This window comes from Pseudomonas aylmerensis (genome assembly GCF_001702265.1).
GTDB classification, from domain to species: domain Bacteria; phylum Pseudomonadota; class Gammaproteobacteria; order Pseudomonadales; family Pseudomonadaceae; genus Aquipseudomonas; species Aquipseudomonas aylmerensis.
The window spans coordinates 717,301-732,339 of the sequence record NZ_MAUE01000045.1 but is presented as its reverse complement, the minus strand read 5'-3'; the positions used below and the strand labels follow the sequence as shown (position 1 = coordinate 732,339).

At 60.1% G+C, this 15,039-nt stretch carries 15 protein-coding genes; 5 read left to right on the top strand and 10 right to left on the bottom strand.

The annotated features are described in order from the left end of the window. Nucleotides 1-54 precede the first annotated feature (54 nt). Nucleotides 55-660 (bottom strand): tRNA-uridine aminocarboxypropyltransferase, encoded by a 606-nt coding sequence (locus BBG20_RS29195; protein WP_065909691.1) that lies wholly within the window; start codon nucleotides 658-660, stop codon nucleotides 55-57. Nucleotides 661-665: 5 nt separating this feature from the next. After that, complete coding sequence (locus BBG20_RS29190) at nucleotides 666-1,559, bottom strand: LysR family transcriptional regulator (RefSeq protein ID WP_017134867.1); 894 nt, start codon at nucleotides 1,557-1,559, stop codon at nucleotides 666-668. A gap of 469 nt (nucleotides 1,560-2,028) precedes the next feature. Between BBG20_RS29190 and speB the strand changes: the two genes are divergently transcribed. Genes speB through BBG20_RS29170 form a run of 4 tightly spaced genes read left to right on the top strand, consistent with a single transcriptional unit; the run spans nucleotide 2,029 to nucleotide 6,344 of the window. Next, on the top strand, nucleotides 2,029-2,979 hold the full coding sequence (gene speB / locus BBG20_RS29185; protein WP_065909690.1) for an agmatinase: 951 nt from the start codon (nucleotides 2,029-2,031) through the stop codon (nucleotides 2,977-2,979). Continuing rightward, nucleotides 2,979-3,401 (top strand): YybH family protein, encoded by a 423-nt coding sequence (locus tag BBG20_RS29180; protein WP_065909688.1) that lies wholly within the window; start codon nucleotides 2,979-2,981, stop codon nucleotides 3,399-3,401. Before speB ends, BBG20_RS29180 begins: the two co-directional genes overlap by 1 nt. Nucleotides 3,402-3,422: 21 nt before the next feature. After that, the gene (locus BBG20_RS29175) at nucleotides 3,423-4,937 is read left to right on the top strand and encodes a purine-cytosine permease family protein (RefSeq protein ID WP_065909686.1); all 1,515 of its coding nucleotides are present in this window, start codon (nucleotides 3,423-3,425) and stop codon (nucleotides 4,935-4,937) included. 24 nt (nucleotides 4,938-4,961) lie between these two features. After that, complete coding sequence (locus tag BBG20_RS29170) at nucleotides 4,962-6,344, top strand: sodium:solute symporter (protein WP_065909684.1); 1,383 nt, start codon at nucleotides 4,962-4,964, stop codon at nucleotides 6,342-6,344. A gap of 66 nt (nucleotides 6,345-6,410) precedes the next feature. On the opposite strand, the gene BBG20_RS29165 is transcribed toward BBG20_RS29170, so the two are convergent. The 5 genes from BBG20_RS29165 to ptrR all read right to left on the bottom strand — a co-directional run bounded on the left by BBG20_RS29165 (nucleotide 6,411) and on the right by ptrR (nucleotide 10,527). Beyond that, nucleotides 6,411-7,976: an NAD(P)-dependent oxidoreductase gene (locus BBG20_RS29165; protein ID WP_065909682.1), complete on the bottom strand. Its 1,566-nt coding sequence runs from the start codon at nucleotides 7,974-7,976 to the stop codon at nucleotides 6,411-6,413. Between the two features lie 187 nt (nucleotides 7,977-8,163). Beyond that, the gene (locus BBG20_RS29160) at nucleotides 8,164-8,544 is read right to left on the bottom strand and encodes a hypothetical protein (RefSeq protein WP_065909681.1); all 381 of its coding nucleotides are present in this window, start codon (nucleotides 8,542-8,544) and stop codon (nucleotides 8,164-8,166) included. Further along, nucleotides 8,535-9,137, bottom strand: coding sequence for a peptidoglycan recognition protein family protein (locus BBG20_RS29155; RefSeq protein ID WP_065909680.1), 603 nt, complete (start codon nucleotides 9,135-9,137; stop codon nucleotides 8,535-8,537). Before BBG20_RS29155 ends, BBG20_RS29160 begins: the two co-directional genes overlap by 10 nt. A 231-nt stretch (nucleotides 9,138-9,368) precedes the next feature. Further along, entirely contained in the window at nucleotides 9,369-9,491 is a 123-nt protein-coding gene (locus BBG20_RS33360; RefSeq protein ID WP_003193089.1) for a PA1414 family protein, read from the bottom strand. 142 nt (nucleotides 9,492-9,633) lie between these two features. Continuing rightward, complete coding sequence (gene ptrR, locus BBG20_RS29150; protein ID WP_065909679.1) at nucleotides 9,634-10,527, bottom strand: putrescine utilization regulator PtrR; 894 nt, start codon at nucleotides 10,525-10,527, stop codon at nucleotides 9,634-9,636. A 103-nt stretch (nucleotides 10,528-10,630) separates the two neighbouring features. Here ptrR and BBG20_RS29145 point away from each other — a divergent pair, with 103 nt between their 5' ends. After that, a complete protein-coding gene (locus BBG20_RS29145) occupies nucleotides 10,631-11,839 on the top strand; it encodes an MFS transporter (protein ID WP_065909678.1) in 1,209 nt (402 codons plus the stop codon). On the opposite strand, the gene BBG20_RS29140 is transcribed toward BBG20_RS29145, so the two are convergent. The 3 genes from BBG20_RS29140 to BBG20_RS29130 form a co-directional block, all read right to left on the bottom strand. Continuing rightward, entirely contained in the window at nucleotides 11,751-13,193 is a 1,443-nt protein-coding gene (locus BBG20_RS29140; RefSeq protein WP_065909676.1) for an NCS1 family nucleobase:cation symporter-1, read from the bottom strand. The two genes, BBG20_RS29145 and BBG20_RS29140, sit on opposite strands and share 89 nt — an antisense overlap. Nucleotides 13,194-13,389: 196 nt before the next feature. Then, a complete protein-coding gene (locus BBG20_RS29135; protein ID WP_065909674.1) occupies nucleotides 13,390-13,788 on the bottom strand; it encodes a DUF2177 family protein in 399 nt (132 codons plus the stop codon). 113 nt (nucleotides 13,789-13,901) lie between these two features. Then, on the bottom strand, nucleotides 13,902-14,738 hold the full coding sequence (locus BBG20_RS29130; RefSeq protein ID WP_034099624.1) for a CvfB family protein: 837 nt from the start codon (nucleotides 14,736-14,738) through the stop codon (nucleotides 13,902-13,904). Between the last annotated feature and the right edge of the window lie 301 nt (nucleotides 14,739-15,039).

The following is a 15,039-nucleotide window of genomic DNA, read 5'->3' as shown; positions in this document are numbered from 1 at the left end:
CGCCTACAGGAAATGTGCGGGCTTGCCGGCGATGGCCGCGCCCCGGTCAATAGCCTACCCGACCTGTCCGTCGCCATGATTCTTGCGAAACACCTCCTCCCCCATCGCCGCAATCTGCCCCTCGATCAATGCTTCAAAAGGTTTGAGCAACGGCTCGAAGGAAGTCGGCGCCTCCAGCACCTGCAACGCCTGCACAATCGCCTCCACCGTCGACAGCGCACCCGGCCCCGGCGCCTTGCGCAATCGGTAGCGGGAAACCGCGCCTTCGACCAGCGTCACCCGTGGCAACGCCGCCAGCAACGGATTGAGGTGCAGCAGCTTGCGCGCCTTGCGCCACGTGCCGTCGGGGACTACCAGCAACAGCGGTTGATCCCCAGACGCGTAGGCGTGCAACGGCTGGGCATCGTCAGCCGGAAACAGCAGCCGCGCCTGATAGCCGGGCGGGTTCAATAATGTCGACAGGTCGTCGAATACCTCACCCACTATCAACTGCGCGTTGTTCAACCCCAACGCCGCCAGCCGCGCAGTATTCAGCGCATGGTTGACCTCACTCGGATGCTGCAGCAGCAACACCCGCGTGCGGCTGTCGAGGCTCGGGATCAGCGCGCACAGGCAGTGAGTGACGGGCCTCAGGCAGCGGGGGCATTGGGGTCTGGACATGATTATCAGGCCTGGTTGAGCTGAGCTTTGAGCAGATCGCGGAAGGTCTGGATCAGCGGTTCGCGGCTGCGACCGCGGCGCATGATCATCGAGAACGGCGCCTGGTAGCCGAAGGTTGCCGGCAACAGGACGCGCAGGTCGCCCTTGTCGGCCCAGGCCTGGGCGTAGTGCTCGGGCAGGTAGCCGATGTAGGCACCGGACAGCACCAGGATCAGTTGCGCCTCCATACTTTCCACGGTCGCCGCGCTGTGCTTGAAGCCATGGCGCGCCAGCTCGGCCTGGCTCCAGTAGCCGCGTCCGACCATGCGTTGCTGGGTGATCACCTGTTCGGGGATGCGTCGCTCGTTGAACAGCGGATGCCGGGTACTGCAATACAACCAGTGCTGCTCACGGTACAGCGGCATGTAGATCAGCCCGCTCATGCGGTTGGAAAAGGCGCCGATGGCCAGGTCCAGGCGGTTGTCCTGCACGCCGAGTTGCAGTTCGTATGGGCTCATCACCGACAGGTGCAGGTGCACCGCCGGGTGCTCGAGGCTGTAGGCGCCGATCACTTCGGCGAACGGCAAGGCCTTGTCGCTGACGGTGGAGTCGAGCACGCCCAGCTTGAGGGTACCGCGCAGCTCGCCCTTGAGCGCGGCGGCGTATTGCTCGAAGCCTTCCAGCTCGCCCAATAGACGCAAGGTTTCCTGATGAAACAACTCGCCCTTGCTGGTCAGGCTGAACCCGCCCCGGCCGCGATGGCACAGCACCAGGCCCAGTGCGCTTTCCAACTGGCTCATATACGTCGAGATGGCCGAGGTGGACAGGTTGAGTTCGTGCTGCGCGTTGGCAAACCCCTGGTGGCGCACGACGCTGACAAAGATGCGCAGGAGTTTCAGGTCGGGCAAGGCGTTGGCCATCGGGTCTCCGGGTGTCTCGTGGCAAGCGGGCTAGTTGTGGTGCACAGGCTTGTCGTGTTGCAGAGGCTTGTTGTGTTGCGCAAGCCTGCTGGTTGCAGAGGCTTGTTGTGTTGCACAAGCTTATTGTGGCGAGCAGGCTTGCCCTGCGTTGGGCCGCGCAGCGGCCCCGAAACCTGACGACTCATTACTTCTGGAAAACCGCAGTGTGTTCTGGGGGCTGCTTCGCACCCCAACGCAGGGCAAGCCTGCTCACCACAACAAGCCTGCTCACCACAGAAAACCTGATCACCACAGAAAGCCTGCTCACAACAGAACCCCCGCTCATCACAGAGAACCTGCTCATCACAGTCTACCTGCTGGCATTAGTTTAGAAAAATCTGAACTAAGTATTTGCCCCTGCCGATTCTTCCCGTCCCGGGCTTTTCGCAGAATCGGCCCCTAATAAACAAAACAACGATGAGGCAATCCCGTGGACAAGATTTTCCACCAACCACTGGGCGGCAACGAAATGCCGCGCTTCGCCGGCATCGCCACCATGATGCGTCTTCCCCACCTGCAAACGGCCAAGGGCCTGGATGCCGCCTTCGTTGGCGTGCCCCTGGACATCGGCACCTCGCTGCGCGCCGGCACCCGCTTCGGGCCGCGTGAAATCCGCGCCGAGTCCGTGATGATCCGCCCGTACAACATGGCCACCGGCGCCGCACCGTTCGACTCGCTGTCGGTGGCGGATATCGGTGATGTGGCGATCAACACCTTCAACCTGCTCGACGCCGTGCGCATCATCGAAGAAGCCTACGATGAGATCCTCGAGCACGACGTGATTCCGCTGACGCTGGGCGGCGACCACACCATCACCTTGCCGATCCTGCGGGCGATCCACAAGAAACACGGCAAGGTCGGGCTGGTGCACATCGATGCCCACGCCGACGTCAACGACCATATGTTCGGCGAAAAAATCGCCCACGGCACCACTTTCCGCCGCGCCGTGGAAGAAGGCCTGCTCGATTGCGACCGCGTGGTGCAGATCGGCCTGCGTGCCCAGGGCTACACCGCCGAAGACTTCAACTGGAGCCGCAAACAGGGCTTCCGTGTGGTCCAGGCCGAAGAATGCTGGCACCACTCCCTCGCGCCATTGATGGCCGAAGTGCGTGAGAAAGTCGGCGGCGGCCCGGTGTACCTGAGCTTCGATATCGACGGCATCGACCCGGCCTGGGCGCCCGGCACCGGCACCCCGGAAATCGGCGGGCTGACCACCATCCAGGCCATCGAGATCATCCGTGGCTGCCAGGGCCTCGACCTGATTGGTTGCGATCTGGTAGAAGTTTCGCCGCCCTACGACACCACCGGCAACACCTCGTTGCTGGGCGCCAACCTGCTGTACGAGATGCTCTGCGTACTGCCCGGCGTGGCGCACCGCTGATGAACGCGCAAGCCGAGGTGCTGCGTGCCGCTGCCGATCTGGTGGCGGCCTTCGCGCGCAATGATCGCGAGGCCTATTTCGGCGCGTTCACCCACGATGCCAGCTTTGTGTTCTACACCCTCCCCCAGCCGCTGCTCAGTCGCGATGCCTACCAGGCGTTGTGGGACAGCTGGCGTCGGGACGAGGGATTCGAGGTGCTGTCCTGCACCTCGAGCAATGCCTTCGTCAGCCTGCAGGGTGACGTGGCGATATTTATTCATGACGTGGCCACCGAGTTGCGCATGAACGGGGAGCAATTTCATAGCCAGGAACGCGAGACCATTGTCTTCAAACGGCAAGGGTCTGGCGCAGAACAACAAGGCCTGTGGCTGGCCTGTCACGAACATTTGTCCGCTATGCCGGAAGGGCTGCCGCCCCATTAGCCAATGTGATCGGAGCAGATCATGAATAATAAAAACAACGAAAACAGTATTCGCAAAATAGAAACCAACGGGGTCGAACAGATCCCGGACCACGAGCGTACCGCCGGCCCCAAGGATCTGTTTCGACTGATCTTCGGCGGTGCCAATACCTTTGCCACCGCCGTGCTGGGTGCCTTTCCGGTGTTGTTCGGCTTGTCGTTCCAGGCCGGCGTCTGGGCGATCGTGCTGGGCGTGCTGGTGGGTGCGCTGATCCTGGCGCCGATGGGTCTGTTCGGGCCGATCAATGGCACCAACAACGCCGTGTCTTCCGGTGCGCACTTTGGTGTGCACGGGCGGATTGTCGGCTCGTTCCTGTCGCTGCTGACCGCGATTGCGTTCTTCTCACTGTCGGTGTGGAGTTCAGGCGATGCGCTGGTAGGCGGTGCGAAACGCCTGGTGGGCTTGCCTGAAACTGACCTGACCCTGGGCCTGGCCTACGGGCTGTTTGCGCTGCTCGTCCTCACCGTCTGCATCTACGGCTTTCGCTTCATGCTGTGGGTCAACCGCATCGCGGTGTGGGCGGCGAGCCTGTTGTTCCTGCTGGGGATCTTCGCCTTCGCGCCGGCCTTCGACAGTCACTTCGCCGGCAGCGTCGCCATGGGCCAGGCCGGGTTCTGGGCGGCCTTCATCGGCGCCGCGCTGGTAGCCATGAGCAACCCGATTTCCTTCGGTGCATTCCTCGGCGACTGGTCGCGCTACATCCCGCGTGAAACGCCGAAAATGCGCATCATGCTGGCGGTGGTCCTCGCGCAGATCGCCACGCTGATCCCGTTCCTGTTCGGCCTGGCTACCGCGACCATCGTGGCGGTCAAGGCACCGGACTACATCGCGGCCAACAACTACGTCGGCGGCCTGTTGGCGGTTGCGCCCAGCTGGTTCTTCCTGCCGGTGTGCCTGATCGCGGTGATCGGCGGCATGTCCACCGGCACCACCTCGCTGTATGGCACGGGGCTGGACATGTCCAGCGTGTTCCCGCGCCTGCTGTCGCGGGTCAAGGCCACGCTGCTGATCGGGGTGATGTCGATTGCCTTCATCTTTATCGGACGTTTCGCCGCCAACCTGGTGCAGAGCGTGTCGACCTTCGCCGTGCTGATCATCACCTGCACCACGCCGTGGATGGTGATGATGATCATCGGCCTGATCGTGCGTCGCGGCTTCTACTGCCCGGATGACCTGCAGGTCTTCACCCGCGGTGAAACCGGCGGCCGCTACTGGTTCAGCCATGGCTGGAACTGGCGCGGGCTGGGGGCCTGGATCCCGAGCGCGCTGGTCGGTCTGTGCTTCGTCAACCTGCCTGGGCAGTTTGTCGGGCCGCTGGGCAACCTGGCCGACGGGATTGATATCAGCCTGCCGGTGACGCTGGGACTGGCTTCGGTGGTGTACCTGACCTTGCTGCGTGTGTTCCCGGAACCAGCGGCCGTTTATGGCCCCAGGGAGCTGCTGCACAGCCCCACGGGAGCAAGCTCCCCCGCCACAAAAAGCGCCTCAATAGCCTAAAAAAATAATCGGAGAACCGCCGTCATGGCTTTGGATTTATTCGTCGTACTCATCTACGCCGCCGGCATGCTCGTGCTCGGCTATTACGGCATGCGCCGCGCCAAGACCCACGAAGACTACCTGGTGGCTGGACGCAACCTGGGCCCGTCGCTGTACATGGGCACCATGGCCGCCACGGTGTTGGGCGGGGCGTCCACCGTCGGCACCGTGCGCCTGGGTTACGTGCACGGCATCTCCGGCTTCTGGCTGTGTGCCGCGCTGGGCATGGGCATCATTGCGCTGAACCTGTTCCTGGCCAAGCCGCTGCTGAAGCTGAAGATCTTCACCGTCACCCAGGTCCTGGAAAAACGCTACAACCCCATGGCCCGCCAGGCCAGTGCGGTGATCATGCTGGCCTACGCGCTGATGATCGGCGTGACCTCGATCCTGGCTATCGGCACGGTGCTGCAGGTGCTGTTTGGCCTGCCGTTCTGGATCTCGGTGCTGCTTGGTGGTGGCGTGGTGGTGGTGTACTCGACCATCGGCGGCATGTGGTCGCTGACCCTGACCGACATCGTGCAATTCGTGATCAAGACCGTCGGCCTGATGTTTATCCTGCTGCCGATCTGCCTCTACCGCGTGGGCGGCTGGGATGAACTGGTGGCCAAGCTGCCGGCATCCAGCTTCAGCTTCACCGCGATCGGCTGGGACACGATCATTACCTACTTCATGATCTACTTCTTCGGCATCCTGATCGGCCAGGACATCTGGCAACGAGTATTCACCGCCCGTGACGAAAAGGTCGCCAAGTACGCAGGTACGTTCGCCGGCTTCTACTGCATCCTCTACGGCCTGGCCTGTGCACTGATCGGCATGGCCGCCCACGTGCTGATTCCGGACCTGGACAACGTCAACAACGCCTTTGCGGCCATCGTCAAAATGTCGCTGCCGGACGGCATTCGTGGCCTGGTGATCGCCGCTGCACTGGCAGCGATGATGTCCACCGCCAGCGCCGGCCTGCTGGCCGCCTCTACCGTGCTGACCGAAGACCTGCTGCCGCGCCTGCGCGGTGGCAAGCAGTCGAGCCTGAGCATCAACCGCCTCTTCACGATGCTGACCGGCATTGCCGTGCTGGGTATCGCGCTGGTGGTGAGCGACGTGATCAGCGCCCTGACCCTGGCCTACAACCTGTTGGTGGGCGGCATGCTGATCCCGCTGATCGGGGCGATCTTCTGGAAACGCGCGACCACCTCGGGGGCGATTACGTCCATGACCCTGGGCTTTGTGACAGCGCTGCTGTTCATGATCAAGGATGGCTTGGATGCCAACACGCCGATCTACTACAGCCTGGCGGTAGGACTGGTGAGCTTTGTGCTGGTGAGTTTGTTGTCGCGCCGGCCAGCGGGTGTGACAGCCAGCGCGGTTTGAGATACAGCGGGATTTAGAGCGGTTTCTTCAGCGGGCGCGACGTCGGATGTCGCGCCCGTTTTTTTATCAGTGCATTGCCGAACCCGAGGGCGCTCTAGCCTGGATGATTTCCTGGACCAGGCAGGCCCAAATCAACCCATGTGCGGTGCAATCAGAATAGGTTGCTTCGGACACAATCTGGTTGTATGCAGCGCAATACACTATCGAAAGCCCATCCAGTTCGCCTTCCCCCAGCGCAGTAACGACAAACTGCTCTTTGCTCAACTCTGCAATTTGCACCGGGCTTAGAGGCCGGGGACGGAACTGGACCCCAGACTGCAGCAACAACGCCGAAACCCCTTCCCTAAAACGGCTGGATTGCAGACCTTCAATTGATGCGTCAATCGAAGGATTGTCCGCCAGGAGCTTTTCAAACAGCTCGATGCCGACGCGATTTAACTCGTCATTCAAATACTGATTCGCGAGCAGTAGATAATCGTTATGCAGCGGTTTGACAGTCGTCATCACAGGCCTGCGAAGGGCTCCCTCGCCGGGCTGATTTGCGCCGTATACGGTGACTCGATAATTTACCAACCGGAACATCATGGCTTGCAACAAGCCGTTGACACCTCGACCGATGATCGAGACGCGTGGCGCATCGGCATAGGCGTGCAGGGAGGGGATCACCAATGATTGTGCACGCTTGCGCCTGGCAATGCAGTGCAAGGCCTTGACGCTCAGTTGGACTGAAACCGCGTAGTCAAGGTCGCATTGGCAGGCGTCGGTGCTGGCCGCCTGCGTCGTCAGCGTCGCGGGTTTGCACCAGGTGGAGAGACTGCAACCGAGCGCTTCTGTGCGCATCCGAAATGCATGCAATATCCCGGGATCGGAGTCCAATACGAGCTGGGTGTGTTCAGCGGTTGCCAGGGTCCGCAACGCGTCATCACTGAAGACATCCGGGTTGGCGATACAGACCAGGCGAGCGAGTGTGTGCATACGCTGGATGAGGGCCCCGTCGATACGATGAGCGAAGTCATCATTCAGGGATAAGCACAGGGCGACAGCAGAGGCTCCCTTTAGCGCCTCGGACCAATCCTTAACAAATGACACTCGACTGTCGATATTGCCCGTTGCTCGGCCGTGTCTGTCCAACACTTTGACCCGCACATTCGGATCTCGATCAAGTAACAGTTTGACAAGCTCTTTACCCACATTGCCGTATCCCAACACACAGATATCGGGCGGTAGTGAGCCATCGGCCCGTTTCAACCAGTGCGCGATATAGACCGCGACATGCGGGGCGTCGACCCCCAGCGTGTTGGCCACTCGAATGCCATTGGACTCGCATAGATCCAGCCGCACGTTATCCAGGCTTGTGCCTCTGCGGATTAAATGAAGGTCTCCAAACGGATGAGAGATACGCCATTGCTCAATGACATCTGCATCGACGGCTTGGTCCCCGAGAATAATCGTCGAGGGACGCAGGAGTCCGATCTGTATGAGCAGGGCCTGCTTGGCTATTGTCGGGGGAAGAAACACTACGTTACCGGGCGCCTGCGCCTTCCAACTCTTCGAGGCCGGTGCGATATGCAGAATATTTTCGGTCGTGGCAATGAGCGACGCGGCGACGGGCGGAACTGAAGAGAGCAACATGGCTTTGTCTCCAACAATTCTGAATTACTGATACCTCGAAGTGAGGAACTCAATAAAGTTGGGGCGCTACGGAGCGGCGCTTGAGCTTCAACCTATGCCGATTCTTGGAATTAGATAAGCCAGCCATTTCTGACGAACAGGTAGTCCAATTCCGACAGTTGCACGCCAAAGCCTGACCCACGCCAGGCTACTGCTTGAGCGCTTTAAACAAATTCTCGCAGTCCTTGCAGCCAAAATATTGCGCGGATGCCGAGCATTCGACCTCACCCGTAGCGCCTGCCCTAACCCGCCAAATACAGGCGTTTCCCTGATATTTCAGCGTGCCTTCAAGGTAACAAGGCGCCCAATCAAACTGGTCATGCAGTGTGCGGCCGTCGATAGGCTCGGCGCGTTTAAAAAAGGACGCCACCTGCCGCTCATCCAGTGCAACGTCACTGGGTCGGCACCGTTCAGGCTCGTCGGAATGGAAGTCAGAGATGAGAATGTCCTCGATAACCGCATGGGAGGACGAACATCCGGCAAGTAATACACACACGCCGAAAGACAATGGCCTTAAATTCATTGCCATACCGCACTGCTGGCTTCACCTGGATGCTTATATGAGATTTGCGGGTGTGTGTAGACGTCAGCCGGTGTCAGACGAAAATGCCCATACAACTCAGACACAAGCCACCGCAGGGACTCATTCTGCATAGCGGTCACCTCCTCATAACGTGCAGCATCCAGATGCTTGCCAACCAGTTCGATACCCAGGGAATCAGCATTCATGGGGTATCGCTCAGGATAGTCCTTGGTACGCTCATACCTGTCCAATGCCCGAATCTGCAACGTCCAGGTGAGTGCTTGGATAGTTTGGATCTGGGGGGTATCGCACGTCGTCTTATCAACGGCCAGGCACTTGGAACGAAGGTAGCGCCCAACGTGATAACAGCGTTTTTTCAGGCTGGCCGTCTGGTAGATAACGCCATTTTTTTCGATGAGAAAGTGCGCACCGCTGCCTTTGGCAAGGTAGCCATTAAAGGTGTGCTGCGCCGTGGGCGCGTCGGTCTGGTGGACCACTAAAGCACGCACACTGCGCAAATCGCCGTGTTCGATCGTTCGAAACCGACGATGCTCGACTCTTTCGGAAATCAACATTCCTTCGCTATCAACACTCGACATTTCAATGCCTTTTCATCCCTGTAAAGACAAAAATATAGGAGAGCAAATAAGGAAAAGGCAGGGATGACGTAACAAGCAGAAGGGTCCGACATTGAGGCGCGCCTCATCAGACAATCAAGCGGTGCGGATAGTACGAAACGTGCACTCGGATTACAGGGAACCGGTGACGCCCTGAAGAACGACTGACGGCGTCGGCGCTCGCGCGATTGAATCCCGTGAGCGCCTCAAGACTTACCTGCGACGTGGACGACGCTGCTCATCGTCGGTGCGGATCGGCACCGGCTGCAGTGGCGGCTCGATCAAGCCCAGTGCAACACCGAGGTCGTGGAGCCAGTTCTGGATTTTCTCTTTCATGGTTGCCCCCTTTGAGGGTAATGCTGGTAGGCGCAAGTTCTGTCGCCCTTTCCTACACTGATAGTAGCCCGAAGTCCTACGTATTGCTTGAACGAAACCACAACGAACTATTACTGGATTGATCAAAATCCTGACAGATCGTTCAAGCGATTGCGCGCGTGTCCGGCAGGAACTCGGCCTTGCCCTCTTGCTGCAGGTCGATCCACGCATTGAGGTTAGCGCCGAGCATACCCTTTCGCCACATCAGCCAAGTGGTAGCAGTGGCGAAAGGCCCTGTCAGCGGATGAACGGACACGCTGTCCTTGCCCGGCAGGCTGTCGAGCATGGATTCAGACATCAGCGCCACGCCGGAGCCTGCGATCACGCACGCGAGCATGCCTTGATAGGATTCGATCTCAATCGCCCGGCCCATGGCCACGCGCTCGTGGGAAAACCAGGTTTCCAACCGTGCCCGGTAGGCGCAACTGCGTCGGAAGGTGAACACTGCGCGGCCGGCGACGTCCTGCGGCCCGCGCACTGGCGGATGGTCGGCTTCGCAAATCAGCACCAGGCGCTCTTCACACAAGGCCACGCCGTCCAGCGTGGCGATCGTGATCGGGCCGTCCACAAATGCAGCATCCAGGCGACCGGTAATCAGACCTTCAAGCAACTCGCCACTGGGCGCCGATTGCACCTGCAGGTTCACCATCGGGTAAGCCTTGTGATAACGCGCGAGCAGCTTCGGCAAATGCACGGCTGCCGTGCTGTACATGCTGCCGAGTACAAAATCACCCGCCGGTTGCCCGCCTTGCACGGCGCCGTGGGCTTCGTCGTGCAGAGCCAGCAGGCGCGTGCTGTAGTCCAACAACACCTTACCTGCAGGAGAAAGCTGCAAACGCTGGCGCTCGCGCACGAACAGCTCTACGCCGAGCTGCTCCTCCATTTGCTTGAGGCGCGTAGACAGGTTTGACGGCACCCGGTGCAACCGGTCAGCCGCCCGCGTGATGGAGCCCTCTTCCGCCACGGCCTGGAAGATGCGTAATTGACTGAACTCCATACCTTTCTCCAAAACTGAACAAGTTACTCACTATTATTCATTTTTACAGAAAGTCAATCCGCTTTAGCCTGAGGGTATTCGCTGACCCGCAGGAAACCTGACCATGTCCCCTTTGATCCGCTTACTTGCCAGCTTTGTCGCCTTGATGATGGCGATGGGCATCGGCCGCTTCGCCCTCACCCCGCAAATGCCGCATCTGCTCAGCGAGGGGCAGATCGACTTGACCGGCGCCGGACTGATCGCTGCCGCGAATTACCTGGGCTACTTTGTCGGCGCGGTGGATTCGATCTTCGCGCGCAGCCATCACCACGTACGCGGTCGCTTGTACGGCGGGCTGTGGCTGTGTGTGCTGCTGACGCTGGCGTCGTACTGGGCCCACGGGTTCTGGCCGCACCTGCTGCTGCGTTTCGGCACGGGTGTGGCAAGCGCCTGGGCGCTGGTGATGATCACCATCCTGAGCCAGCCGCTGGCGATTGCCGCCGGCCGCCCACGCCTCGGGGCCCTGGTGTTTGCCGGGCCGGGGCTGGGGATTCTGCTGACCGGGTTACTGGCGCTGGGCTCGAACCTGCTGGGCCAAAACTCCGCAACGCTGTGGCTGGTGTATGGTGGGGTGGCATTGGTGATGCTGCTGGCGATCCTGCCGTTTTTGCCCAAGCCTTCGGCCGCCAGCGCGCCCGTTTCCAGCCACACCGAGGTGGCCAGTAATGGCAGCATCACGCACCTGTGCTGGATCTACGTGCTGTACGGCCTGGGCTACATCATTCCGGCGACGTTTCTGTCACAGATGGCCAGCGCGCAATTCAAGGGCGCCTGGCAGGCCGATCTGTTCTGGCCCTGCTTTGGCCTGGCCGCGGCGATTGGCGTGGTCGCCGCGAGCCTGCGCCGCAAGGACCCGCACACCACCCGTCGCTGGTTGATGGCGACCCTGTGGTTGCAAGCGGCCGGGGTGTTCGCCTGCCTGCTGGGCAATGGCTGGGGGTTGGCGCTGGGCGTGCTGCTGTGCGGAGGGCCGTTCCTGGCGTGCATGCAGTTGGTGATGGCGCGCTTGCGCGAAGTCGCCCCCCACGGCTACCAGCGCAGCACCGGGCTGTTGACCGCGAGCTTTGCGATCGGCCAACTGAGCGGTCCATTGCTGGCGTCGGTCAGCAGCCAACTCAGCGGCGGCCTGCAACCGGCGCTGGTAGTCGCCGGTGCGGGCCTGCTGGTAGCGGGCGGGGTGTTGGTCAGCCGGCAACCATCGGTGCAGGCACTCGCACCTGTTCGCGCCGCGACAACACCAGGAAAAACAGCCCACCCAGGAAGCATCCGGTAAACCAGGCAAAATTGGCCATGCCCTGCAACGCCGGGGTGAAGGTGATCGCGACGCCCACCAGCGTCGCCGGCACCAGCGCCTTGACCGCCGTCCAATTCACGCCGCCGTCGAAGTAATAGCGCCCGCCTGGGCTGTCATCGAACAGCGCATCGACATCGATCTTCTGCTTTTTGATCAGGTAGAAATCCACCAACAGAATCCCGAACAACGGCCCGATGAAGGCGGCGAGGATGTCCAGGGTGTAGTGAATCATCAGCGGGTTGTTGAACAGGTTCCAGGGGGTGATGAAGATCGATGCCACGGCCGCGATCATCCCGCCGGCGCGCCAGCTGATTTTGCTCGGTGCGACGTTGGCGAAGTCAAACGCCGGGGAGACGAAGTTGGCGACGATATTGATGCCGATGGTCGCCGTAACAAAGGCAAACGCGCCCAGCAACACCGCCATGCTGTTATCGATGCGCGAAACCGTCGCGATCGGGTCATGGAGCATTTCACCAAACACCGGCAAAGTGCCTGAGACGATCACCACGGTGACCAGGGAAAACGCCAGGAAATTCACCGGCAGCCCCCAGAAGTTGCCGCGCCGCACGTCGCGCATGCTGCGGCAGTAACGGCTGAAGTCGCCAAAATTCAGGGTCGGCCCGGAAAAGTACGACACCACCAGCGCCGTCGCCACGATCACCTGACCAAACGCCTGCCAGCCCGACAGCGACTTTTCTGCCAGGGTGAAGCTGATATTCGCCCAGCCGGCCTTCCACACAATCCATCCAGCCAAGGCAAACATCACCGCGTAGACCACCGGACCGGCCCAGTCGATGAAGCGGCGAATCGACTCCATGCCGGCCCAGAAGACCGCCGCCTGCAGCACCCACAGGCTGAGGAAACCAAACCAGCCCAAGTACGACAAGCCTGCGAAATGCGGCTCTGCATACACCGCCATCTGGGGGAAAAAGCGCAGCACCACGATGATCAAGGCACTCGACGCCAGGTACGTCTGAATCCCATACCAGGCCACGGCGATCAGGCCGCGAATCACCGCGGGAATATTTGCTCCGAATACGCCAAAGGCCAGCCGGCAGATCACTGGATAAGGCACTGCCGCTTGCTGGCTCGGTTTGGCCACCAGGTTGGCGATCAATTGCACGATGCAGATGCCGGCGAGCAAGGCAATCAAGACCTGCCAACTGGCCAGCCCCAACGCGAACAGGCTGGCGGCGAACACGTAGCCGCCGACGCTGTGCACGTCGCTCATCCAGAAGGCAAAAATGTTGTACCAGGTCCACTTCTGCGGCAGCGGCCCCAGGTCCTGGTTGTACAGGCGCGGGCTGTAGCCTTTGGGCAAGTGTTCGGTCATCGCTGGGCTCCTCGAAATACCTGCCTGCGCTACCGTAGCGGGTGCATACGGAAGGCGGCATGGTTTGTATACGAGGTATTCAGCAGAATACATGCCAATGGCACACAATCCCTGTGTAACGGCGTTCCAAAGGGGTTTATCAGCGGTTAGCTACTGGGTTTCGCTCAGTAACGGTGCACGTAAATCCTGTACACAATCATTGGTGCACTCGATGTGCACACAGGTATCCCACGGTGCAACAGGCCGCCGTCAGGAAGGTGCCCCACGCCATGTCCATGATCGCAAGAGCAGCCGACCAGCCGTGCAGCGTGGCCCAATTGCTCAGGTCATAGGTGCCGTAGGCGACCAGCCCAAGCAAGGCGCCAAGGCGCGCGGCGCGTTGCCAGCTGGCGCTGGGCAAGACCACGAAGACGACACAACCGAGGGCATAAAGGAGGTAAAACAGCACCGCGGGCAACAGGCGCGGCTGATCAAGCATCAGCGGGCCCAGCAAGGATTTGTAGGTCGGGCCCATCAGGACGCCGAGCCAAAGGCCGTCAAGGACGAGAAACGCGAGCAACGTGCCGAGGTAGGCGAACAGCGATCGTTTGGACATTGCAGTGACCTTCTGTAGGCGCTGGCTGGCCAGCGACGGCGTGTGAGGAAACACCTTAAAGGCCACTGGCCTCATCGCCGGCAAGCCGGCGCCTACAGGAGAGCAAATCGCACTCAGCTTAGTTCAATGCGATCCGCATGAATCACGATCTGGCCCTGCTTGTAGAGCGCACCGATGGCTTTCTTGAAGTTGCCCTTGCTCACGCCGAACAAGTTGCTGATCACCGCCGGGTCGCTCTTGTCGCTGACCGGCAGGGTGCCATTGTTTTCACGCAACTTGGCGAGGATCTTGGAGTTGAGGCTGGAGGCCGCTTCCTGGCCGACCGGCTGCAGGCTCAGGCTGATGTTGCCATCGGCGCGGATCTCTTTGATAAAGCCTTTCTCTTCCTTGCCCGGGCGCAGGAACTTGAACACTTCGTTCTTGTGGATCAGGCCCCAATGCTTGTTGTTGATGATCGCCTTGAAGCCCATGTCGGTGGCTTCTGCGACCAGCAGGTCGACTTCCTGGCCCACCTGGTAGTTGGCAGGCGTCTTGTCGAGGTAGCGATCAAGCCGCGCGGTGGCGGTAATGCGCTTGGTGTGCTTGTCGAGATAAACATGCACCACGCAGTATTCACCGGCGCTCAACTGGCGTTTTTCTTCCGAATACGGCAGCAACAGATCCTTGGGCAAGCCCCAGTCGAGGAACACGCCGATACTGTTGACTTCAACAACTTTCAAACTGGCAAACTCGCCAACTTGAACTTTGGGTTTTTCGGTCGTGGCGATAAGTTTGTCATCGCTGTCCAGATAAATGAAAACGTTAAGCCAGTCTTCATCTTCACTGGGAATATCTTTGGGGATGTACCGATTAGGCAAGAGGATTTCACCGTCTTGCGCACCGTCCAGGTACAAACCGAAGTTCGTGTGTTTAACCACTTGCAAGCTGTTGTAGCGCCCGACTAAAGCCATTTCCAAATACCCTCATTGCGTGGGCGGCATTCTACCCGAGTTGCGCTCGCCACGCGCGCGCGCCTGAAAAATCGCGGCGTGCGTGGCGTTCTACTGGCACCCCCCCGCTCGTCCGATCATTCGGCTGAATTTCGGCGCGCCCGTCACGCCTCACAGCCCACTGGTTTCCAGTTAAAACAGTAAGTTAGGGGCTTAATTCAAAAACCAAGTTTGCGCATTTCCCGCCTCACGACTTATTCCCGGGGGATATTTGCCAAGCAATTGTCAAGTATTTCCTGTACGATGCCTGGCCAAGTTAATT